Below are 24,301 nucleotides of genomic sequence, written 5' to 3'. Positions count from 1 at the left end.
AAATTAATTTATGGAGTTAAACGAGGCTTACTTAGAGCAAGAAAACAAACAAATTGCACGTCAGTATAAAGAGCTATTACGTGTTAGCTATCGAATCTTAACTAAAGAAGATAAGCAAATGATTCGTAAAGCCTTTGAAACTGCTGTTGAAGCGCATAAAGACCAACGCCGTAAATCTGGAGAAGCTTACGTATTTCATCCTATCGCAGTAGCTAAAATTGTGGCTTCAGAAATTGGTTTAGACGCCACTTCTATTACAGCAGCATTGCTTCATGATGTAGTTGAAGATACTGAGTTTACTTTAGCTGATATTGAGCAAATGTTTGGTGAAACTATTGCTAGAATTGTTGATGGCTTAACTAAAATTTCATCCTTAAAAAAAGAAGGTGATATATCGCTTCAGGCTGAGAACTTCAGGAAAATGTTATTAACACTTAATGATGACATTCGTGTTATAATCATTAAAATTGCAGACCGTCTTCATAACATGCAAACTATGGATGCTATGCGGCCAGATAAACAAGTAAAAATTGCTTCTGAAACGCTTTACATCTATGCACCATTAGCTCATAGAATTGGTTTATATAACATAAAAACAGAACTTGAAGATTTAAGTTTAAAGTATACAGAACCTGAAGTTTATAATGATATTTTAGGTAAAATTCAAGATAGTAAAGAAGAACAAGATGCTTATATAGAATCATTTGCAACATCCATAAAAACCTCGCTTGATAAAGAACAAATCGATTTTCAAATTAAAGGTCGGCCAAAATCTATTTACTCCATCCGAAAAAAAATTTCGGCTCAAAATATATCTTTCGACGAAATATACGATAAGTTCGCTATAAGGATTATTTACAAATCTGATTTAGAATCAGAAAAATTTCTAGCTTGGAAAATTTATTCAATTGTAACAGATCACTATCGGCCAAATCCAACTCGATTGCGTGACTGGATTTCATCGCCTAAATCTACCGGATATGAAGCTTTGCATATTACAGTTATGGGACCAAAAGGCCGTTGGGTTGAAGTTCAAATAAGAAGTGAGCGCATGAACGAAATAGCCGAAAAAGGTTATGCAGCACATTACAAATATAAACATGGCGATAGTCAAGTTGAAGATCAAGGTATTGATATTTGGTTAAATCGCCTTCAAGAAGCTCTAGAAAATAATGAACTTAATGCAGTCGATTTTGTTGAACAGTTCAAGCTTAATCTTTACGCTAAAGAAATATTTGTGTTTACACCACAAGGCGACCTCAAATCCTTACCTAAAGGAGCTACAGTTTTAGATTTTGCTTTTTCCATTCATACTGATATTGGTATGCACACCAGAGGTGCTAAAGTGAATGGGAAAATTGTGCCTTTAAGTCGGGTTTTAAAAAGTGGTGACCAGGTTGAAATTATTACTTCAAAAACAGCCAAGCCTACCAAAAACTGGCTAGACATTACACAAACAGCACGTGCAAAATCTAAAATAAAATCGGTACTTAACGAAGAGAAAAAGCAAATAGCCGAAGAAGGTAAAGTCATTTTAAATAGAAAATTAAAATCACAGCGGATACAACTTAACGAAAAAACAGTCAATGAAATGGTAAACCATTTCAAACTAAAAACGAGTAAAGATTTATTTTATCGTGTTGGGATTGGTACAATAGACAATAAGGCCATTAAAGATTATGTGTCTTCAAAAAACAATGCCTTTGTTTCATTCTTTAAAAATAAAATAAGAAAGCCCGTAAAACCCCAAAACTCGTTAAGTTTAGATGAAATTACAGAACGTTATGATGCCTTAGTATTTGGAGACGACGATCAAAAACTTGATTATACACTTGCGAGTTGTTGTAACCCAATTCCTGGTGATGATGTATTTGGCTTCACAACGGTTAAGGGTGAAATAAAAGTTCATAAAAAAAACTGTCCGAACGCCATTCAACTTCAAAGTAATTATGCCTATAGAATTTTAAAAGCGAAATGGATAGATTCATCTCAAGAAGAGTTTAAGGCAAGTATTAAATTAACAGGTTTAGATAATTTGGGCTTAATTAGTGATATCACCAATGAAATTTCAAAAAATTTACATGTTAACATGCATAGTATTTCATTTGAAAGTAATCACGGTGTTTTTGAAGGTCGAATAGTTGTTAAAGTAAAAAACAATAGCGAAATTCAAAGACTTTTAGACCGGATTAAAAAAATTGATGGAATCGATAAGGCAACACGAGAATAAAACTTTAAATTTGCATTATGGCAAACAACTCTACAATCAACAAAGACCAAGCTGTCGTTAAAAATGTATTTACTAAATTTTTAGAAGACAACGGTCATCGCAAAACACCAGAACGTTTCGCTATTTTACAAGAAATATATCAAAATCAAGAGCATTTTGATATTGAGTCGCTTTATATTACCATGAAAAACAAGAATTATCGTGTAAGTAGAGCTACACTTTACAATACAATAGATTTATTATTAGATTGTGGTTTGGTTCGCAAACATCAGTTTGGAAAAAATCAAGCTCAATACGAAAAATCCTATTTTGATAAACAACATGACCACGTTATTTTAACCGATACTGGTGAAGTGATTGAGTTTTGTGATCCTCGGATAGAATCAATTAAAAAAACAATCGAAGAAGTCTTCAATATATCAATAGATAAACATTCACTGTACTTTTACGGTACAAAAAACAACACAAAAAAGTAATGGCTGTAGATTTACTGCTAGGCCTCCAATGGGGCGACGAAGGAAAAGGTAAAATTGTAGATTTTTTAACCAAGAAGTACAACATAATAGCTCGATTTCAAGGTGGTCCCAACGCTGGTCATACTTTAGAGTTTGATGGTATCAAACATGTCCTACACACGATACCTTCTGGAATTTTTCATAAAAACGCCACCAATGTAGTTGGTAATGGCGTTGTAATCGATCCTGTAATTTTTAAAAAAGAGCTAGAAGGTCTTGATCAATACAAAGTTGATTATAAATCATCTTTACTGATTTCAAGAAAAGCACACTTAATTTTACCAACACATCGTTTGCTTGATGCAGCCTCCGAAACTGCAAAAGGAAAAGCAAAAATTGGTTCTACCTTAAAAGGAATTGGTCCTACATATATGGATAAAACTGGAAGAAACGGTTTAAGAGTAGGTGATTTAGAATTGAAAAATTGGAAAGAAAAATACCGCCAATTAGCTAAGAAGCATCAAGCCATGATTGAATTTTACAATGTTGATGTTCAGTACAACCTTAAGGAGTTAGAGGCAGAGTTTTTTGAAGCAGTAAAAGTTATAAAAACATTACAATTTATAGATTCAGAAGAATATTTATATCAAGCTCAACAAGCTGATAAACCTATTTTAGCAGAAGGTGCACAAGGCTCTTTACTGGACATAGATTTTGGTACGTATCCATATGTAACTTCTTCAAACACAACAGCAGCTGGTGCTTGTACAGGTTTAGGCATAGCTCCAAGTCATATCAAATCTGTTTTTGGTATTTTTAAGGCTTACACGACACGCGTTGGTAGCGGACCATTTCCAACTGAATTGTTTGATGAAGATGGAGCACAAATGGCTAAAGTTGGTCACGAATTTGGTGCAACAACCGGACGCCCAAGACGCTGTGGTTGGTTAGATTTGGTGGCTCTCAAATACGCTGTACAAGTCAATGGCGTTACCGAATTAATGATGATGAAAGCAGATGTGTTAAGCGGTTTTGAAAGCTTGAAGGTAGGAATTGCTTATCAATATAATGGTGAAGAAATTAAACATTTACCTTACAATATAGAAGCTGAAAACCTTTCACCTGTTTATCAATCATTTAAAGGTTGGAATGAAGATATTTCAAACATAACCAACTTTAACGATTTGCCTCAAGCGCTCAAAGACTATATCGGTTTTATAGAAAATTATGTTGGTGTAAATATTAGTATTGTTTCAGTTGGGCCAGATCGTAAAGAAACTATTTTGCGTTAGCAGCTAAAACTTTTAGTTGAAAAGCCGTCCGGGTCTTCTAGATGGCTTTTTTAATGATTACTAATCCGCTATAAACGTAAACCCTAAAGAGCTTATGTTTGCATTAAAATTTTGTGTGGTTCGCTCGTAATAATTATATTCTAACTGTATGCTTTTTAATCCAAAACCACCAATTTTAAATGAATTTAAAGGATCATAATATTTAAAACCTAAACTATATTGATTAGCATTATAAGATGCTAAATCGTTATCTGAGGTGTAAAATTCATCGCTTGATGATAAAGTATTAAATTCTCCAAAATAGTCAGTTTGTGTTTGTGTATAATACCGATAGCTGGGATATAGCGTATAATTGATGCCAAACTTGATAGGTAATTCAACTTTAAACGTATGAGAATTTATACCCCAATCATCAGTATAATAGCGGTAGTAACTTCTTACAATCAAGTTTTGATTGATATAAAAACTCGATCGGTTACCAATGGCTATTTTAGTTCTTGAATCTGGCAAGCGCTCTACATCATTAGCAAGCATAAAATTCTCGATCATGGTATCTTGTAAATCTTCAAAATAGACACGTTGGTGTGGTGTCGATAATAAGCCATCTTGTACAACAAAATCAGCTATAAATGAGGTTTGAATTGATTTTGAGAGTATTTGAGATACACTTAAACCTAGACTATATGAATTTCTGTTTAGAGACTCAAAATTCGAATAGTTTGGTGAAAAGTTAATTTCACCTTGATAATTATAATTGTTTAAATTAAAGTCTTCTCTAAACTCAATCGGGTATTGAGGGTTCCATTGGTCTAAATAAATATTTCCTTTAAGTTGTACTTCAGTATTTTTTTGATTGAATAATTTTGTTAAACTTCCTCCAAACCCAAATGAGGTATAATCATATTCATTTGCAAAAGAAACGTTTCCACTAAGAATTGTATTTCTATCATCAGACGAGTGTGAGTAAGATGCTGTTAAGCCAAACCATGTGTCTTTTTCTGAAGCTCCTGAAGAAGCAACAAAAGGATCGGCTGCTTGATTGCCATCAAATCATTAGCGCCGCTTTTTAAGCCTTCTTCTGTAAGTCCTTGCTTTAGAAATTTTGCAATGTCTAGTTGGTCTTCGGCTATGAGAATGGTAAAATTAGATTTATTCATAATTATTAATGGCTATGTCCGCCACCACTATTGGTAATTAAATCAAAAACGCCATTGGTTAAATATTGTGCTTCTAAATTAATTTTATCAGCATTCAAAATTGGTTTATAGCCATTTTGTGGCGCAGAGCTTTCTACGTTTAGCTTAGAAAACTGGTAGTTATGAGTTGCTTTTTTATCCAGTTGCAAAATAAAGGTTTGATTATCTAGATTTGTAAAAGCAGCTTCTGGCAGAGCGATTAACTTTTTTTCATCTGTTTTAAAAGTTGCATTTACAAACATACCAACTTTAAAATTTACATTTTCGTTAATAGGATGTGCATGAACACGAACACGTCTGTTTGGACTAATTTCAGCGCCAATTAATCGTACATAGGCTTTAAAACTTTGGTTAGACACTTCAGGAATGCTAAAACTTAAGGTATCTCCTTTATGTATTTTTAAAAGGTCTTTTTCAAATACATCTAATTCTAAATGTACATGGTCAACATCTAAAATTTCCATAATCATATCAGATTTGGCAATAAATTTACCTTGTGCCACATTTAGTTTTGAAACTTTACCACTTATAGGCGCCAAAATATGAATTTCAGAAGTAAAATTTCCTTGAGCGACTTGTTTAGGACTAAGGTTCATTAACTTTATTTGCTCTTTTGCTGATGCCAATTGTGCTTTAGCGTTTAAAAATTGGTTTTTGGTTGATTGAAACACTTTTTGAGCAATCACTTGATCTTCGTAAAGCTTTTGTTTCCGGTCAAACTCAGACTTTTGATAATCTAAATTGCTTAAAGCTTCAACATAGTTTTGCTGAATTTTAATAAAGTTAGGATGTTTTAACTTCACCAAAACATCACCTTTTTTAACTTCGTCACCCACAAGCAATTCAGTTTGGGTAACATAACCATCAAAATAAGCAGTTACGGAAGCTCTGTTTTTTGGTGGCACATCAATAACACCAGTTACTTCAAATTGTTCTGAAAATTTTTTGAATTCAGGTGTGCCTAATTGAAGTTGGGCTGACTTGAATTGTTGATCACTGAGGATTATATGGTCATCATCAGCCTTGTTTTTATCTTCGGTTGAAGTCTCTTTAGAAGAATCACCGCATGAGCTGCTTAAGTTTGCAAATATTAAAAGCAAAAGTATAATAGAACGTTTCATAGGTTTAATTTAATAAGAAGTAGTTTAATTGAATAATGGTTTGGTTGTAGTCTCGCAATTTGCTTAAATAATCAAGTTTAATACGTTGTGCTTGTTCAATACTTTGCACATATCTAAAAAAGTCAATTTCACCAGCTTTATAACTCAATTTAGCTGTATTTAAAATTTCAGTGGCCATTTTAAGCTGATGATTTTCATAATTTGTTAAAACATTTTTTTGAAGTTCGAGCAATTCTATAAGTTGCTCTTGTGCCTTTTCAAGTGCTATTTTAGCATCGGTAAGTTCGGCTTTTTTTGCGCGAGCTTTTAGTTGTGCCGATTTAATTTTAGATCGATCACCAAAAAACAATAATGGTACATTTAAGCCGATTTGATAACCGTTAAAGTTTTGGTCTATAGCTGAATTACTTCTGATGAAATAACTGGCTGAAATCCCAGGCAATAGTTGATGTTTAGCTAATTTAGAAGCTTGCTCGGCTATTTTTTGATCGATGGTTAAAGCTGAAATACTTAAATTTTCATTTTGCTTTAAAACAGACTTTAATTCTAGCTTTTTCAGCTGACGACCTTTTAAAATTAAAGGTTCTTCAACTTGCAGCAAGGCTTGAATAGCTAATTTACTATTCGCCAAATCTTGTTGAAGTTGACTGCGATCAATTTCAATTTGACTAGCTTTAGATTCAGCTGTAATTTTTTCTAAATAATTAGATTCGCCTTCTTCAAATTTGCGTTTTGCCATATGTGAAAACGCCTCATAAACTTTATAAATACTATCATAAATAGCCAGCTTTTCTCGCGCTTCTAAAAAGTTTTGATAGTTATTTTGAAGGGCTTTAATTTGCTTTAATTCAGTGATGCTAAGTTGAGTTTCTGCAAGCTCAGTTTTAACTTTGTTAAGTTTCAGTTTGTTCGCATACACTGTCGGAAAATCAAACTGCTGCACAATTCCCCATTGATATAAAGGTTGATTTGCAATTGGGTCTGCTTCAGCCTCATCGTAATTTTGATAGATTTGGGTTTTATTAAAAGTAAAGGCTTCACCTTCAGCAGCTTTCATGCTTTTAGATTGAAGCTGTGCTGATTTTAGCTTATGGTTGTTATCTAACATTTTCTGTTTCAGCGCTTCAAATTCATTCTCTTGGGCAAAACCTGACACAGAAGTTCCTAAAAATAAAATTACTAAAATGCTTAACGGACTATTCAATTTTATTTTTGGTGTTTTATTATTCATAGCATATAAAACTGGTAAAACAATTAAAGTTAGTAGGGTAGAAGTGACTAAACCACCAATAACTACCGTAGCTAATGGTCGTTGAACTTCGGCACCAGCACCAGTTGAAATAGCCATTGGTAAAAAACCTAAAGCCGTTGAACTTGCTGTGAGTAAAACCGCACGTAAGCGATCTTGTGTTGCATCTACAATATGTTGCAGACTTAAATTGTCATGTGTTTTTAAAATATCTTTAAAATATTCAACTAAAATAATACCATTAAGAACGGCAATACCAAATAAAGCAATAAAGCCAACACCTGCAGAAATACTAAATGGCATATCGCGTAACCAAAGTAAAAATATACCACCAATTGCAGAAAATGGAATTGCTGTAAAAATCAATAAGGCGTCGCGATGTTTCTTTAAAGCAAAAAAGAGCATGATATAAATTAAAATTAAGGCAATAGGCACGGCAATTTTTAATCGGGCTTTAGCACTTTCAAGATTTTCAAATTGACCACCATAAGTAATCGTATAGCCAACAGGTAAGTTAATGTTGTCTTTTACGAGTTTTTGAATATCGGCTACGACTGAAGCTAAATCTCTATTTCTTACATTAACACCAATCACAATTCGGCGTTTGGTATTGTCTCTTGAAATTTTGGCAGGTCCTTTATCATAGTTGATTTCAGCAACTTCATCAAGCGGAATTTTACCAGAAGTTGGTGTGTCAATCATTAAATTTTTTAAGTCTTCAATCCTTTGTCGTTGAGACTTTTGAAGTCTAACCACTAAATCAAATCGTTTCTCACCTTCAAAAACAACACCTATTGCTTTACCTGCAAACCCGGCTGTGATTATCGAATTAATAGCTTTGATATTAAGACCGTAACGGGCAATTTTATCTCGTTTATACTGCACTGAAAGTTGAGGCAAGCCAACAATTTTTTCAACCGAAATATCAGCTGCACCTTCAACATTTTCAATCAATTCTTGAATTTCGTTTCCTTTTTGTGCTAGAATATCTAAATCTTCTCCAAAAATTTTAATGGCAATGTCTGATCGTACACCAGTGATTAACTCGTTAAAGCGCATTTCAATAGGTTGCGTAAATTCTAAATCCATTCCAGGAATAATGGCTAAGGCTTCTTTTATTTTTTGAGCTAACTCTTCTTTTGTATCGGCGCTAGTCCATTCAGATTTAGGCTTTAAATGCACAATTATATCAGAATCTTGCATAGACATTGGATCAGTTGGGACTTCAGCCGCACCAATACGTGAAACCACTTGAGTAACTTCAGGAAATTTGTCTAACAAAATTCCTTCAATTTTTGTAGTGCGCTCAACGGTACTTTTTAATGATTTACCTGTTTTTAAAATAGGTTGAATTACAAAATCTCCTTCATCTAAAGTAGGCACAAATTCGCCACCCATTTTCGAAAACGTAAATACACCTAATCCTAGAAGTAATAAGGCAGAAATTAAAACAACTTTTGTATGGTTTAAGGCCCATTTTATCGAAGGTAAATAGACTTTTTTTACACCATCTATCAATCGTGTTGAAAATGTAAATGTTTTGGCATTGGGTTTTAAAATTAAGCTACAGGCTACAGGAACCCAAGTAAAGCACAAAATCATGGCGCCAATTAGTGCAAAGCTGAAGGTTAACGCCATCGGTTTAAACATTTTACCTTCAACACCACTTAATGATAAAATAGGAATGAAAACAATCAGAATAATAAATTGACCGAAAATAGCCGAATTCAGCATTTTTGATGCGCCGTTAAATGTAATTTTATCTTTAAGTTTTTTAATTTCAGTTGAAGACGCTTTATTAAATTCGTTAGAACGTTGCCATAACTTAAAGGCTACAAATTCTACTATAATAACGGCACCATCGATTATAATTCCAAAATCTAAAGCGCCTAAACTCATTAAATTAGCATCAACGCCAAACACATACATCAAGCTAATGGCACTTAAAAAACTTAGCGGTATTATTGAAGAAATTATTAATCCAGCTCGCCAATCGCCAATTAAAACAATTACAATAAAGGCGACCACAAGAAACCCTAAAATTAAATTTTCGGCAATGGTAGAAGTTGTTCGGCCAATAAGTTCAGACCGATCAAGAAAACCATTAATGTAAACACCTTCAGGTAGACTGTCTTCAATTTCGGCAATTCGCGATTTAACAGCATCAATAACTCGTTTTGAGTCGGCATCTTTTAGCATCATAACTTGACCTAGCACCTTTTCACCTTCACCGTTTCCTGTAATAGCACCAAATCGTCTTGCATGGCCAAAACCAACTTTAGCAATATCTTTAATATAAATTGGTTGGTTGTCTCGAACTGTAACCACAATATTTTCAATATCTTCAAGACTTGAAATAAGACCTTCACCACGTATAAAATAGGCTTCGTTACTTTTTTCAATATAGCTTCCGCCAGCGATGGAGTTGTTATCTTCTAATGCTAAAAATAACTCGCTCATACTAATGTCTTTTGCTTGAAGTTGTTTGGTATTAATACTAACTTCGTATTCTTTTAAAAAGCCGCCCCAAGTATTAATTTCAACTACGCCAGGAATCCCCGAAAGTTGTCGTTTAACAATCCAATCTTGTATAGTGCGTAACTCGGTAGCGTTATACTGATCTTCGAAGCCAGGCTTCGCTTCTAAGGTGTATTGATAAATTTCGCCTAAGCCAGTTGTAATTGGTCCCATTTGTGGTGTCCCAAAACTAGCAGGAATTTTCTCGGCAGCTGTTTTCAATTTTTCGGCAATAAGTTGGCGAGGTAGATAGGTGCCCAAATCATCTTCAAAAACAATTGTAACAACAGATAAGCCAAATTTTGATACCGATCGAATTTCTTTAACGCCCGGCAAATTAGCCATTTCTAATTCGACGGGATAGGTGATAAATTGCTCTACATCAGCCGTTGATAAATTACGCGATGTGGTAATGACTTGCACTTGATTATTGGTAATGTCGGGTACCGCACCAATTGAAACATTGAATAGTGAATAGGAGCCAAAGCCCACTAAACTTAAAACAAATAGAATAATAAAGAATTTAGATTTTAAACTAAACTCTATAAGTTTTGATAACATGAAATTTTAAATTGAAAGATTAAACATAAGTTGATTGCAGATGTTTAAAATTTTGGCGGCTGTAAAATTTCAGTTTCACGTAATGAGTTAAGCAAAAGCGAGTATTTAAAGTTATGCTGAATATCTTCAGCGGGAATCTTGATACTTAAATAGCTCACATGTATAGGTTCAACATAAAAATTATGCGTAAGATGATGGCATTCTTGAAACGGAAGATTTTCATGTTCTTCATGTTCGTTAGCATGTTCATTTTTTTGGCTTCCGTAGTGCAAGTCTAAAAATTCAGAAAAGCCACAGTCTGTTTCTGTTTGATGAAGTTTATAATGCTCATAAAAAGTCGATAAATTCAGTACATTGGCTGCTGAAACGCCAATAGACTGCAAGCTGACTAAAATTGCTAAAGCAAATGTTGTAATAGACTTCATCATATACAAATGTACTATTATTTTATATTCATTGGCTTAAGATTTGCTTAATTTGAATACTTAACAATATAATAAATTATTTGTTTTTACAAATGTGGTTTACAACAAGCTAATTATGTAGTTTTGTCAAAAAAATATAGTCTTTGAAACATCTTGTATTTTGTTTTTTTATTTTAATAACTTTAGTAAGTTTTTCACAAAACCGAGGTATTTACTACGAGAGCGACCGTACAAGCAAAGATCAACAAAAATATCCTGAAGCTTTACTATTTAGCAAAGTTAATCAACAAGTCTATTTTAAGCATGAAGGCATAGAAGTTTGGTGTGATCAAGCTGTTTTTTATCAGGAAGATAATTTTTTTAGAGCTTTTGGTCACGTAAAAATGAATCAAGGTGATACGATAAAAATGTTTTCTAAATATGCCGAGTACGATGGTAACTCTAAATTTGCATTTGCGAGTGATGATGTTAAGTTAACAACACCAACAAATACCTTAACAACCGATTCACTTTTTTTTGACCGCCAAAAACAAAATGCATTTTATAGAAGTGGTGGACAAGTAAAAGATTCAGTTAGTACCATTACTAGTATTTATGGTAATTATGACATGCCAGCTAAAAAATATAGTTTTAAAAAACAAGTAGAAGTCTCGCATCCAGATTACAATATCAAATCTCAGCAAATCGTCTTTTACCCAGAAACTGGTCATGCTTTTTTATATGGGTCATCAACTATTATTAGTGAATCTGGAACCGTGTTTTGTAAAAAAGGTTACTACGATACCAAAACCGATCAAGGCTACTTTGTGAAAGATGCTAATGTTAAATACGAAAATCGTGATTTATATGGCGATAGCATATACTTCAATCGTAAGCGAAATTATGCTTCTGCAACTCAGAATATTCGAGTTATAGATACAGCAAACGCATCAACCTTATATGGTAATTATGCTGAAGTCTTTAAAGATAAAGATTCAATTATTGTGACTAAAAATCCATATATCGCTAGTCTTCAGCAACAAGACTCATTATTTATTGCCAGCGATACTTTAACAATTACTGGAAAATCTAAATTTAGAAAAGTTAATGCCTTTTATGATGTTCGCTTATTTAAACAAAATTTAAATGGTAAATCAGATTCTCTTCATTTAGACGAAGTTACTGGCATTACAAAAATGATCGGAAATCCCGTGTTATGGTCTGAAAATAATCAAATTACAGGTGATACAATTCAGCTTATTAATGATACGCTCACTAACAAGCTTGATTCATTAAAGGTATACAACAATAGTTTTATGATTCAAAAAGATACTATTGAAGGCTTTAATCAAGTTAAAGGTAAATTTTTATATGGTTTGTTTGAAGACAACGAATTAACTGAAGTAAACGTTGTTAAAAATACAGAGACCATTTATTACATCAGAGAAGAAAACGGCGACTTATTTGGAATCAATAAGGCTTTAGCTTCAACCATTAAACTCATATTTGAAAATCAAAAAATAGTTGATATCTATTATTACAATCGGCCTGACGATAAAACTTATCCAGAATCTGAAATGCCACCCAATGCACGAAAACTTAAGGGCTTTAATTGGCGTGGAGAAGAACAATTACGTTCAAAAAAAGATTTATTTACCAACCGAAAAACTTATAAATTGAATCCAGTAATTGGGCAGCTAAAAGAAGATGATGCACCGTTTTCTAAACAACCAAAAAAATCTGAGCTTCAATTGAATTTGAATGACAAATCTATTTTAAGAACTGATCGACCTAATAAAAAAGAAGATTAAATTGACTCAACTCACAATCAACTGAATTTGAAATCAGACTTTTACAAATACCAAGCACAAACAACGCCACATCCTCTAGGTTTAGAAATTTCAAAAGCCAAAGGCTCTTATATTTACACCACCGATGGTAAAGCACACTTAGACTTTGTCGCTGGTGTGTCAGCCAATGGTTTGGGGCATTCACACCCAAAAGTTGTCGAGGCTATTAAAAAACAAGTCGACCAATATATGCATGTGATGGTTTATGGGGAATATGTACAAAAACCAGCTGTTGAGTACACCAAATTATTAGCTGAATGTTTACCTAAACCTCTAAAAAAAACCTACTTAGTTAACAGTGGTACCGAAGCTATAGATGCCTCGATGAAGTTGGCAAGGCGTTTTACAGGTCGTTCTCAAATTATAGCTGCTAAGTTTTGTTACCACGGCAATTCTTTTGGTGCATTAAGTTTAATGGATTATGAAGAGCGTATTAAACCTTTTAGACCTTTAATACCAGATATTACTCATATTGAATTTAACAATACCAATTGTTTTAATTGTATTACCACTAGTACAGCAGCTGTTATTGTTGAAACCATTCAAGGTGGTGCCGGTTTTATTGAGCCTAAAGACAACTATTTAAAATTATTAAAACAGCGTTGTGAGGCGGTTGGAGCATTACTAATTTTAGATGAAATACAGCCAGGTTTTGGCAGAACTGGAAAACTTTTTGGCTTTGAGCATTACAAAGTTATTCCTGATATTTTAGTGATCGGAAAAGCAATGGCCTCAGGAATGCCAATAGGAGCATTTGTAGCTTCAGAAACTTTAATGAACACTTTAAGCGATAAGCCTAAAATGAGTCATATTACCACCTTTGGCGGGCATCCTGTTATTGCAGCAGCAGCTAAAGCAACTTTAAAAACGCTTTTAAATTCTAATTTAATTGCTCAAACCTTAGAAAAAGAGCAGCTTTTTAGAAAGTTACTTCAACACGAGCTCATAGAAGAGGTGAGAGGTAAAGGCCTCATGTTAGCTATAATTTGTAAAAACCCAGAACTTGCCAATCATTTGGTATTAGAAGCACAAAATCGGCAGCTCATCTTGTTTTGGCTGCTTTATGAAAAACGTGCAGTACGTATTTCACCTCCATTAACAATTTCAACCGATGAGATTAAAAAAGGCTGTGGCATTATTATTGATGTACTAAATAGCTATAAACCTAGCTAATTGTTAATTAAATTGTTGATAAGATTTTTACTTAAACGTCTTTTGTTTTCAAATTCAAGCTTATCTTAACCAAAAATTTTTTACATGAAATTAGATCCATTTCAACATGATGATTTCAACTTCCCAATAGACAAATTTGAAATGATGCTTAAAACCAATCATGTTTTATTTTTTGATTTGGCTGAATTTGAAAATATTGTGGTACATTACATGGACACAGGTAAATTAGTCCTCGCTAAAAAAGCCCTAAAAATGGGTCTTGATCAGCATCCACTAGCTACTAATTTACGACTTTTAAAAGCTGAAGTTTTAGTACTAGAAGATAAGTTAACTGAAGCTGTAGAACTTTTAGATGAATTAAAACTATTAGAGCCAACTAATGATGAAGTTTTATTACTCATTGCTAGTGTTTTATCTAAAAAAGACGAGCATGAAGCTGCTATAAATATTTTAAATCAAGCTCTAAAATTTACCGATGAAGCCGCTGATGTTTACAGCATGTTAGGTATGGAATACTTATTTATCGAAAACTTTGAAAAAGCTAAGCAAGCCTATATGTCTTGCGTTAAAATCGATAAAACAGATTATACCGCTTTATACAATGTAATTTATTGTTTCGATTTCTTAAATCAACGTGAACAAGCCGTCAAATTTTTAGAAGAAGTTATTAACGAAAACCCTTATTCTGAAATTGCTTGGCATCAATTAGGTAAGCTTTACTTCGAGAATAATCAGCTTGAAAAAGCATTAGAAGCTTTTGAATATGCCATTATTTCAGATGAATATTTTGTTGGTGCTTATTTAGAAAAGGCAAAAGTTTTAGAACGCTTAAACCGACATAAAGAAGCTATTGATACGTATTCAATAACTTTACAGCTTGATGACCCAACTGCATTTGCTTATTTACGCATTGGTAAATGTTATTACGCACTCGGTCAAAAGCAAAAAGCACTAAAGTATTTTAAACAAGCGGTTCATGAAGACCCATTAATGGATAAAATCTGGCTGGCTTTATCAGATTTCTACATTAAAGAAAAATCCTTTAAACAAGCTTTATATTACATTAATAAAGCTATTAATATTGATGAGGAAAATGTCTTGTACTGGAAACACTATGCTATTATAAATCAAGAGTTAGGCAACTCTGCAGATAGTGCTTACGGCCTAAAAAAGAGTCTTAATCTAGGTAATTTTGAAATTGAAGTTTGGTTATTACAAATAAATTCGTTTATCCAAGAACAAAATTATCAAGAAGCTTTAATCGCCTGCCAACAAGCGAGTGATTTTTTCCCTGTCAATGCTGAAATTTCTTTTAGGTTTTCAGGTATTTATTATCAGCTAGGTCAAACTTCTAAGGCTATTGATTATTTAGTTAAAACCATTCAATTAGAGCCGACTTGTGTAGAAGTTAATCGCCAATTATTTCCTGAAATGTTATTAGATCAACATGTAGTAAATGTTTTAGAAAAACATCATATTAAGCTATAAAACTAATTAATTGATTGTCTTTTTTGTCAAGCTTTAAACCGAATTCTTGCGCAATGAATGCTAGATTTTTTTCATTGTAAAAGCAAACATGTGTTTCATCATTTTTGTAGTGCCACTTTTCAAAGTCTTTAGCGTTTTGCTTATCACTAAACAATTTGGTTTTACAATATAAAACACCGCCTGATGTTAGTAAACGGCTTAGGCGTTTAAACTCTTTAAAGGGTTCGTAGAAGTGTTCCATCACTTCACAACAAATGATAAAATCGTAAGTATTTGAGGTTAGATATTCTTCATGTGGTTCAAAATAAGGATCGTAAAGTTTGATGTTTTTAAAACCTTTATTTTGAAGCACGTAAGTTGCTACAGGACCTGTACCACATCCATAATCTAAGCCAATTGAAGTTGAGGCAAATCTCGATTCTACAGCAGCAGTAATTGGCAATACAAATTTTTGATAACGAATATCGGTAACATCATTGTTATGGGTTTCGTACCGAGTCTGTTCTTTTTTTGGACTTACGTAGTGATTAGGATCTAAAAAAATCAATGTACAGCTTGCACATTTATAATACAATCGATTATGAGTTTCAGTAAAATAAAAAGCTCTACCAGAACATAATTTACAAGGCCTGGTAAAGCTTTTTTTAATTGAAGAATTTGTCATGCAACTATAACCTTCTTATTTTGTCCAGTTTAGTTTTCCACATATCTAAATCTTCTTCTAATTTTTTAATTTTATTCTTAACATCATTAACGACTGGATTGTCTTTATTATCTGATGAAAAGAATTGTAAATTGTTTTCTAATTGATTTTTTTCAGATACTGTTTCATCAATACGTTTTCTTAAGAAGGTTTCTTCACGCTTAATTTTACGCGTATCGGTTGTCTCATCAAGGTCTTGAAGTTTGTTTTCATACTTAATAAGTTCAGCATCTTTGCGTGATATATCGATGTCTTTAAACAACTGGTCAAGCGCTTTATAAAACTTACCTTCAATATAACGCTTATGGTTTGGTACATTCCCAAGTTCGTTCCATTTTTCAATAAATGCCTTAACTTGATTTATTTTTTCTTCATCGCTGCCTGTTAAATTAACTTGTTTCAACTCTGCAACAAGGTCTTTTTTCTGATTAAATGCTTCAAACTCTTCTTTATTGTCTTCGCGTTTATGTTCATGAAAACGGTTAAAGTAGTGGTTGCAAGCATCTTTAAACTCTTTCCAAATTTTGTCGCTATCTTTTCTAGGAACGTGACCAATTTGTTTCCATTCATTTTGAATTTTCTTCATCAAAGGGGTCGAAGCATCAAAATCATTGCTGTCTTTATGTTCATGTGCAATTTTGATGAGTTCTCGCTTTTTCTCAAGATTTTCAAATTGCTCTTTTTTCAAGTTTTTGTAGAAGTTGTTTTTCTTTTTATTAAAACTTCTGGTAGCTGATTTGAATTGATCCCAAGTTTTTTCATTGTCTTTACGCGGTACTTTACCAGCTTTGAAAAAGATGTCACGTAATTTCTCTATATTTTTTATTTTTTGTTGGGCATCATTGTGAGATTTGATGTCTTTATCTGCTATTTTTTGAATTTGTTCGATAACATCAAGCTTAACTTTTAAGTTGTCTTCTCGCTCTTCATCTAACTTTTCAAAATATTCGTTGCGTTTGTCGTGAATTTTTTTGGTGGCTTCACTAAACTTTTCCCATATATCGTCGCGGTATTCTTTTGCAACGGGACCAAGCTCTTCTTTCCACATTTTGTGTAATAATTGCAACTCTCTAAAGGCACGATTAACATCGCTATCCTCAACTAATTCTTCAGCACGTGTAATAAGTTTTAATTTTTGATCGAGATTATGTTTGAAGTCCATATCTCTAAACTCACGGTCTAAATGTAAGAAATCGTAAAAGCGTTCTACATGATGGTGGTAGTTATTCCACAAGGTAGAATAATCAGCTTTTGGCACAGGACCAGCATTTTGCCAGCGTTCTTGCAATTCTTTAAATTGCTGAAAGCTTGCAGACATACTTTCTCCAGAACCGATCATATTTTTTAATTCTTCAATAATACCTAGACGAACGCTGAGGTTTTGGTTTAAGTTTTTCTTGAGTTGTGAGTAATAATTATCGCGTTTTTCTCGGTAGTTGAAGTAAGTTTCGTAAAATTCTTTTTTAACTGGTGAAGAATAGTGAAAATCTATAATATTGCCACCTTCAGCAATAAAATCTTCTTTCTTTTCTTCTACGATGGCGTTAAACTGCTTATCGAATTCAGTTTTTATTTGATTTACGTGATCACGAATATTTTGAACTTTCTCTTCTTTCAGTAATTTTTTCAGTTCCAAAACCAATTCGTCAATAGACATGGCTTCATATTCTTTCATTAAAATGTCATGTCGCTTAACATTGTCATCATCTTCATTTTCTTCTGCATTAGCTTCATCAATACTTTTTTGATGTTCGTCTTCTTTGGAAGATGTTTGGTCTTCAGCTTCAGATTTTTCATCAGAATCGTCCTGAGTCGCATCAATTGACGATTCTTCTTTTTCTGAAGCATCTTCTACTGAAGTTGATTGGTTGGAGTCTTGTGTAGATTCTTCAACCATTGCGTTTTCAAGAGATTCTTCAGGTGAGTGATTTTCTTGATCATTTTTATTTTGAGAAGACACATCAGGCTGTTTTTCAGCTTGGTTTGATGAGTTTTCGATTGACTTTTCGTTGTTTTCCTGAGTAGGTTTGTTCTGGTCAGACATATCTTTCAATGTTAAAGTTCGTATGAGCACGAAATATACTAACATGTCATCACATACACAAAGTATTTAAAATTTTAGTTGAATTTAACGTTTCATTTTTTAGATATAAGCTAAAATATGGTAGTTTTTAGCAACAAAACTGTTTTAAAAAGTGTGCGTTTTAGTTGTTGATTTTGTTTTTACGAATTCCAGATTTCCCATGCTTTTTCAGCTTGAAGTTCTAGCATTTTTTGACCGTTATAAAATTTAGCACCATGTTCTTTTCCTAAGGCTAAAAATGTTGTGATTGGTGGATTGTAAACTAAATCGTACAAAAGGTGTTTGTCGGTTAAAAATTGATATGGAATTGGCGGATGATCATCAATTTTTGGATGCGTACCAAGTGGCGTACAATTTACGATAACTTGGTGTGATTGAATAATATCTTGGTCAAGGTCTTTATATGTAATAATATTTGGTGATTTGGTTCGAGAAACCAATTGTGTTTCAAAGCCAATAGAATTTAGTGATTTTTTAATGGCTTTTGATGCGCCACCAGTACCTAAGACTAAAGCCTTTTCGTGATGATTTTCTATGAGCGGAAACATCGATTTGGTAAAGCCGTAAATATCTGTATTATAGCCTTTTAATCTTTTGTTTTCAATTTTAACCGTATTAACAGCATTTATCGATTTGGCTTGGCTATCAAGGTCGTCTAAAAACGGAATAATTGCTGTTTTATAAGGAATAGTAACGTTAAATCCTTTTAAATCTGGATTGCTTTTTAAGATGTCACTTAATTGTGTTAAATCGGTTAAATCAAAATTTTTATAGCTTGCTTTGATGCCTTCTTTTTGAAATTTTTTAGAGAAATATGATTTCGAAAACGAATAATCTATGTCTTTACCCACAAGTCCGTATACATCCATAATTTAATTTTTATTACGTTTAGGAAACCAAATTAAAGCTAATACAATTAAAATACCAATGAATATGAAGCCAATTTCTACCCAAGTTATTAAACTAGTGAAATCAGGTAAATATCGCTGGTAAGTTTCAATAATAAAGTTTCCGTTTTGATCTTTTATAATTTCATTGGCCTCATTTAATTTAAACACCTTGTTTTTCCAAGGCCAAACAACGCCTAAACTACCAGCTATAAATCCAATGATAAAAGAAAAAGTATGATTTTTAAAATGTTTTAACATGTATCCAAGCGCATGAGATAAACTTACGAGACCAAATAGTGAACCTGCCGTAAAAACGCCTAATACTTTTAATAGTCTTATACGGTTATTATTTTCTAAAAAGCTATAATCGAGTCTAATTAATTCACTTATCGTATCATATAAAGCATTGACGGAGTCGACTAGTAATAATACATAATTACCTAATAAAATAAGTATAAATGAGCCTGAAAGTCCAGGCAATGTCATACCAGATACACTTATAATACCACATAAAAACACAAACCATAAATTATCGTTTTGTGTCGCTGGTTCAAGCAAGCTGATACCTATACCACTTAAGATGCCCAATAACATTGTGAGTTTTTGGGCATTAGACTCAAATTTAAAATCTTTAGAAATATAATAGATAGACCCGATAATCATGCCGAAAAACAAAGCCCATACTTTTATTTCAAAATGTTCTAAAAAGTAATCTAATACTTTAGAAACACTGAAATAACTAAAGACCATACCTAAGATTAAAACACCTAAAAAGCGTAAATTTAGGTATTGATATAAACTTTTAAATCGGCCGTTAAAAAGAAGTAGGAGTGATTTAAAATTAAATTTTTGTAGAGAATAAATAAACTCTTCATAAAAACCTGCAACAAAAGCAACAACACCACCAGAAACACCAGGGACTTTATTGGCTGCTCCCATCGCTAAACCTTTTATAAACAGGTAAAATTGGTCTATAAATGTTCGTTGTTGTTGCATTAGTTGTTACTTTCACCTATTTTTTCAAGTATAATAATACTAATAAAGCCTACAATCATTAAACCAACAGCTAATAAAACATGGCTTTCACCTTCAAATTGATTTGGCCATATAGACTGCTCTGCTAACACAATGGTTTTGTCTTTTATGACCTTAGTTTTTAAAACCTCTTTCCAAGGCCAAATTTTATTTAATGACCCCAAAATAAATCCTGAAAGTAGTGCTAAAGTTAAATCTTTATAATGTTTAAATAGCCATTTTAAAAGCTTAGAAAAACTTAAAAGCCCAATGATGGCGCCTAATCCTACTAAAGCTATCGTTTTGAAGTCAAAATTACTAACGGCTTCAGAAATACTTTGGTAAGCGCCTAGAAGCAACAAAATAAAGGCACCAGAAATTCCTGGTAAAATCATAGCACAAACCGCTAAGGCACCACACAATAACAAATAAAATTCGTTGGTTGTGCCTTGAGCCGGTGTAATTTTAGTAACCCCAAAGGCAATCAATGCACCAATAACAAAGATAAATACATTAGCTAGTGTAATTTTTGATATTTGCTTGCCAATAAACCAAACGCTTGCCAACACTAAACCAAAGAAAAAAGACCAAATTTTAATGGGATGCTCTTCAATTAAATAATGGGCAACACGCATTAAACTAAACACACTTATACCAATGCCAATCAGTAATGCCAGTAGAAAGTTTCCGTTGAGTTGTTGCCAAAAGGCTTTAATGCCGTGTGATTTTAAGGTTTTAACTAATCCAAAATTAATGTTTCCAATACTGGTAATTAACTCTTCATAAATTCCTGTAATAAAGGCAATAGTACCACCTGAAACGCCAGGAATAACGTCGGCTGCTCCCATGGCAATACCTTTTAAGGAAATCAAGGCGTATTCTTTAGCTGTTCTATTCAATTTTTTTAGATTTACGTACTTTCATATTTATAAATTCGACACTAAGCGAAAAGGCGATGGCAAAATACAAATAACCTTTAGGGATCGCACCAACTTCTTGACCAAATATTTGCGCATGAGATAAGTGCATACTTTCGGTAATAAGCATAAAGCCAATTAAAATCAGGAAGGCTAAACCTAGCACCTGAATAGATGGGTTTTTATTAACAAATGTTCCCACAGGAACGGCAAAAATAAGCATGATTAAAATTGAAATAACTACTGCTGTAATCATAATATATAATGCACCATCAACGCCGTTCGTCATACCAACTGCAGTTAAAATACTATCAACTGAAAATATCATATCAATAACCAATATTTGAATGATTGCTTGCGTGAAGCTACGTTTGGCGGTTGACTTTAGTTGATGTTCTTCTTCGCCTTTGTGGTCTACTTTTTCGCTAATTTCTTTAGTGCTTTTATAAATTAAAAATAAACCTCCTAAGAGTAAAATTAAACCTTGTCCAGATAAATCTAAGTCAATCCATGATAGGTGAAGACTAAAAACTGAAGCCTTCATCGCAATAAGCCAAGTAATTCCTAAAAGTAAACCTATACGCATAAGCATAGCTAAAATTAAACCGACGCGTGTGGCTTTTTTGCGCTCTTTTTCAGGAAGTTTACCTGTTACAATAGATATGAAAATGATATTATCTATCCCTAAAACAACTTCTAAAAATGTAAGTGTAATTAAGGCAATCCAAGCATCTGGATTAGCAAGTAATTCAACCATAGATTTCGTTTAAAATTGAATTCAAAAATAATCATAAATTCGGCTTTCAAGTGCTTTCAATTTAGTTTTTGTAATTTGGTCAAGTTTCAAACTTTTTTCATTCTAAAATTATGATTGTAAAAATATCAGCACTTATTATTTATGTATTGATTTTATTTGCTATCGGTATAGTTGCTTCAAAACGAATTAAAAACATATCAGACTTTTATGTTGGTGGCAAAAAGATAGGCTACTGGGCTGTTGCTTTTTCAGCGCGGGCTACAGGAGAATCGGGTTGGTTGTTAATAGGTTTAACTGGCATGGGTGCTATGGCGGGACTATCTGCCTATTGGGTAGTTGTAGGCGAAGTTCTTGGGGTGGCTTTGTCTTGGTTTTTTATGGCTAAACCCTTTAAAAGGCTTAGTGATCGTTATCAATCGATTACAATTCCTGATTTTCTTGAAAGTCATTTTAAAACAAGTCAACCTTTTTTACGTGCTATTTCAGCTACAATTTTATCTGTATTTGTGGTCATATATGTGAGTTCGCAGATCGATGCTACTGGCATTGCGTTTGAATCTATGCTTGGCCTTAACTATTTTTATGGTGCTATTTTAGGCTTTTTAATTGTATTGGCTTATATTTTTGTTGGTGGTTATGTGGCAGTGGTTTGGTCTGATTTATTTCAAGGTTTTTTAATGTTTCTAGGTCTGGTCGCTCTGCCAATTGTGGTCTACTTTAGTATCAGTCATAACGAGAGTATTTATACACAGTTACACCAAATCGATCCTTATTTAACGCATATTTGGGGTGTCAGCGATAATACGTGGCTTAATATTGCCACAATTTTAGGCTTTTCTATGATTGGCCTTGGGTTCTTAGGTTCGCCACAGGTATATGTAAGATTCATGTCTATTAAAAATGAGGCTGAAATTAATAAAGGTCGTTGGGTGGCAATTATTTTTACATTTCTAACTGATGCTGCAGCGGTAACGATTGGTGTTTTAGCCCGTGTAATTTTTACAGAATCTGGTCAAAATGCTGAAGATATTTTAGGTGTTGGTGGTGCAGATGTTTTAGGTTTAATGACAGAACAATTTTTACCACTAGCCATAACTGCTATTTATATTGCTATTGTACTTTCGGCTATCATGTCTACCATAGACTCATTATTAGTCCTAGCTTCTAGTGCCGTTACAAGAGATTTTTATCAAAAAATATTTAGACCAAAATTAGCTGATGCGAGTTTAACAAAAACCTCAAGATGGGTTACTTTAATCATGGCCTTTTTAGCCTTAGGTATTGCCATGTTAATTGCCATTACATCGCCAGAACGCCAAGTGTTTTGGGTTATTATTTTTGGCTGGTCAGGGATTGCAGCAAGCTTTTGTCCTGTAATTATTTTAGCTATTTTCTGGAAACCATATAACACAGCTGGCGCTATAGCTTCAATGATTACGGGGTTTTTATCGGTTGCCTTATTTAAATTTGTATTTCAAGAGCTGCCAACTTATGGTCTATACTTCGAAAAAATAGACGTTCTCTTTCCTTCATTTATTTTAGCCATGTTAGTTGGTGTACTAGTAAGTAAAATTTATAAATCTCCCGCTTAAGTTTTATTAATTATAGTACTGCTGGCCTGAGCGGTAGGCATCACTACTAAATCAGCAATATTTACATGATAAGGTCTAGTAACACAAAATAAAATAATATCAGCTATATCTTCGGCTTGTAAAGCTTGGTATCCTTCGTAAACTGGTTTTGCCCGATCTTCATTTCCTTTAAAACGGACATGGCTAAAATTAGTTTCAACAAGACCTGGATTAATAGCACCAACACGAATGCCATGCGCATTTAAATCTAATCGCATAGCTTGATTTAAAGCATCAACGGCATGTTTACTTGCACAATAAACATTGCCTTTGGGGTAAACTTCTTTCCCGGCTGTAGAACCAATATTAATGATATGACCGCTACTTTGGACAACCATTTTTTTAATAATCGGTTGGGCAACATAAAGTAAGCCTTTAACATTAATATCAATCATGGCATCCCAGTCGTCTATGCTGCCATCTTGAATATAATCAAGTCCGTGTGCGTTGCCCGCATTGTTAATTAAAATATCAATGGTTGAAAATTTAGTGGGAAGCGATTCTAACTGGCGAGAAACTTCAGCTTTATCGCGAACATCAAAACATAATGTGTGCACAGATGTTGCTAGAGTGGTAGATAAAACTTGTAATTGCTCGGTATTTCTTCCACAGAGCACCAAGTTGAAGTTATGTTCAGCAAAACACTTAGCTGTAGCTAAGCCGATACCGCTTGTAGCGCCTGTAATAAGTACTGTTTTCTTAGAATTCATATTTTTTTTGACTAAAGTACATTTTTTTGTATGTTTAAAGAAATTGAATCATAAACAAAA

General features: G+C 33.2%; 19 protein-coding genes. 7 read left to right on the top strand and 12 right to left on the bottom strand.

Annotated elements, in window-relative coordinates; translation table 11 throughout:
* Nucleotides 1-10 precede the first annotated feature (10 nt).
* Genes IMZ30_RS00195 through IMZ30_RS00185 form a run of 3 tightly spaced genes read left to right on the top strand, consistent with a single transcriptional unit; the run spans nt 11 to nt 3,977 of the window.
* On the top strand, nt 11-2,230 hold the full coding sequence (locus tag IMZ30_RS00195; RefSeq protein ID WP_207038561.1) for a RelA/SpoT family protein: 2,220 nt from the start codon (nt 11-13) through the stop codon (nt 2,228-2,230).
* Between the two features lie 17 nt (nt 2,231-2,247).
* Nucleotides 2,248-2,706 carry a Fur family transcriptional regulator gene (locus IMZ30_RS00190; protein ID WP_207038560.1) on the top strand — a complete coding sequence of 153 codons (459 nt, stop codon included), beginning with the start codon at nt 2,248-2,250 and terminating at the stop codon, nt 2,704-2,706.
* Nucleotides 2,706-3,977: an adenylosuccinate synthase gene (locus IMZ30_RS00185; protein ID WP_207038559.1), complete on the top strand. Its 1,272-nt coding sequence runs from the start codon at nt 2,706-2,708 to the stop codon at nt 3,975-3,977. The genes IMZ30_RS00190 and IMZ30_RS00185 overlap by 1 nt, the downstream gene beginning before the upstream one ends.
* Before the next feature lie 60 nt (nt 3,978-4,037).
* Here the strand turns inward: IMZ30_RS00185 and IMZ30_RS00180 are convergent, their stop codons facing one another.
* The 5 genes from IMZ30_RS00180 to IMZ30_RS00160 are packed head-to-tail and all read right to left on the bottom strand — an operon-like array spanning nt 4,038 to nt 11,046.
* Nucleotides 4,038-4,913 (bottom strand): DUF3570 domain-containing protein, encoded by an 876-nt coding sequence (locus IMZ30_RS00180; protein WP_242529709.1) that lies wholly within the window; start codon nt 4,911-4,913, stop codon nt 4,038-4,040.
* A gap of 38 nt (nt 4,914-4,951) precedes the next feature.
* Nucleotides 4,952-5,134, bottom strand: a complete 183-nt coding sequence (locus IMZ30_RS11995) for a hypothetical protein (RefSeq protein WP_242529669.1) — start codon at nt 5,132-5,134, stop codon at nt 4,952-4,954.
* 5 nt (nt 5,135-5,139) lie between these two features.
* Nucleotides 5,140-6,294: an efflux RND transporter periplasmic adaptor subunit gene (locus IMZ30_RS00170; protein WP_207038558.1), complete on the bottom strand. Its 1,155-nt coding sequence runs from the start codon at nt 6,292-6,294 to the stop codon at nt 5,140-5,142.
* A gap of 4 nt (nt 6,295-6,298) precedes the next feature.
* Nucleotides 6,299-10,621 (bottom strand): CusA/CzcA family heavy metal efflux RND transporter, encoded by a 4,323-nt coding sequence (locus tag IMZ30_RS00165; RefSeq protein ID WP_207038557.1) that lies wholly within the window; start codon nt 10,619-10,621, stop codon nt 6,299-6,301.
* Between the two features lie 44 nt (nt 10,622-10,665).
* Complete coding sequence (locus IMZ30_RS00160; protein ID WP_207038556.1) at nt 10,666-11,046, bottom strand: hypothetical protein; 381 nt, start codon at nt 11,044-11,046, stop codon at nt 10,666-10,668.
* 143 nt (nt 11,047-11,189) lie between these two features.
* Here IMZ30_RS00160 and IMZ30_RS00155 point away from each other — a divergent pair, with 143 nt between their 5' ends.
* The 3 genes from IMZ30_RS00155 to IMZ30_RS00145 all read left to right on the top strand — a co-directional run bounded on the left by IMZ30_RS00155 (nt 11,190) and on the right by IMZ30_RS00145 (nt 15,536).
* Nucleotides 11,190-12,836, top strand: coding sequence for an OstA-like protein (locus IMZ30_RS00155; RefSeq protein WP_207038555.1), 1,647 nt, complete (start codon nt 11,190-11,192; stop codon nt 12,834-12,836).
* A 27-nt stretch (nt 12,837-12,863) separates the two neighbouring features.
* Nucleotides 12,864-14,048, top strand: a complete 1,185-nt coding sequence (locus IMZ30_RS00150; RefSeq protein ID WP_207038554.1) for an aspartate aminotransferase family protein — start codon at nt 12,864-12,866, stop codon at nt 14,046-14,048.
* An 84-nt stretch (nt 14,049-14,132) separates the two neighbouring features.
* Nucleotides 14,133-15,536 carry a tetratricopeptide repeat protein gene (locus IMZ30_RS00145; protein ID WP_207038553.1) on the top strand — a complete coding sequence of 468 codons (1,404 nt, stop codon included), beginning with the start codon at nt 14,133-14,135 and terminating at the stop codon, nt 15,534-15,536.
* Here the strand turns inward: IMZ30_RS00145 and IMZ30_RS00140 are convergent.
* The 6 genes from IMZ30_RS00140 to IMZ30_RS00115 form a co-directional block, all read right to left on the bottom strand.
* The gene (locus tag IMZ30_RS00140) at nt 15,526-16,200 is read right to left on the bottom strand and encodes a class I SAM-dependent methyltransferase (protein ID WP_207038552.1); all 675 of its coding nucleotides are present in this window, start codon (nt 16,198-16,200) and stop codon (nt 15,526-15,528) included. The genes IMZ30_RS00145 and IMZ30_RS00140 overlap by 11 nt on opposite strands.
* Before the next feature lie 4 nt (nt 16,201-16,204).
* On the bottom strand, nt 16,205-18,283 hold the full coding sequence (locus IMZ30_RS00135; RefSeq protein WP_207038551.1) for a DUF349 domain-containing protein: 2,079 nt from the start codon (nt 18,281-18,283) through the stop codon (nt 16,205-16,207).
* Nucleotides 18,284-18,462: 179 nt separating this feature from the next.
* Nucleotides 18,463-19,191 carry a shikimate dehydrogenase family protein gene (locus IMZ30_RS00130; RefSeq protein WP_207038550.1) on the bottom strand — a complete coding sequence of 243 codons (729 nt, stop codon included), beginning with the start codon at nt 19,189-19,191 and terminating at the stop codon, nt 18,463-18,465.
* A gap of 3 nt (nt 19,192-19,194) precedes the next feature.
* Nucleotides 19,195-20,208 (bottom strand): DUF368 domain-containing protein, encoded by a 1,014-nt coding sequence (locus tag IMZ30_RS00125; protein WP_207038549.1) that lies wholly within the window; start codon nt 20,206-20,208, stop codon nt 19,195-19,197.
* The gene (locus tag IMZ30_RS00120; RefSeq protein ID WP_242529668.1) at nt 20,208-21,125 is read right to left on the bottom strand and encodes a DUF368 domain-containing protein; all 918 of its coding nucleotides are present in this window, start codon (nt 21,123-21,125) and stop codon (nt 20,208-20,210) included. Before IMZ30_RS00120 ends, IMZ30_RS00125 begins: the two co-directional genes overlap by 1 nt.
* Nucleotides 21,118-21,900, bottom strand: coding sequence for a TerC family protein (locus tag IMZ30_RS00115; protein ID WP_207038548.1), 783 nt, complete (start codon nt 21,898-21,900; stop codon nt 21,118-21,120). Before IMZ30_RS00115 ends, IMZ30_RS00120 begins: the two co-directional genes overlap by 8 nt.
* A gap of 110 nt (nt 21,901-22,010) precedes the next feature.
* Between IMZ30_RS00115 and IMZ30_RS00110 the strand changes: the two genes are divergently transcribed.
* Nucleotides 22,011-23,492: a sodium/proline symporter gene (locus tag IMZ30_RS00110; RefSeq protein WP_207038547.1), complete on the top strand. Its 1,482-nt coding sequence runs from the start codon at nt 22,011-22,013 to the stop codon at nt 23,490-23,492.
* Here IMZ30_RS00110 and IMZ30_RS00105 read toward each other — a convergent pair.
* Nucleotides 23,489-24,241, bottom strand: coding sequence for an SDR family NAD(P)-dependent oxidoreductase (locus IMZ30_RS00105; RefSeq protein WP_207038546.1), 753 nt, complete (start codon nt 24,239-24,241; stop codon nt 23,489-23,491). The two genes, IMZ30_RS00110 and IMZ30_RS00105, sit on opposite strands and share 4 nt — an antisense overlap.
* Nucleotides 24,242-24,301: the final 60 nt, after the last annotated feature.

The sequence above is a fragment of the Psychroflexus sp. ALD_RP9 genome, from assembly GCF_017311165.1.
Lineage (GTDB): Bacteria > Bacteroidota > Bacteroidia > Flavobacteriales > Flavobacteriaceae > Psychroflexus.
This window is presented reverse-complemented; position numbering and strand designations above follow the sequence as displayed.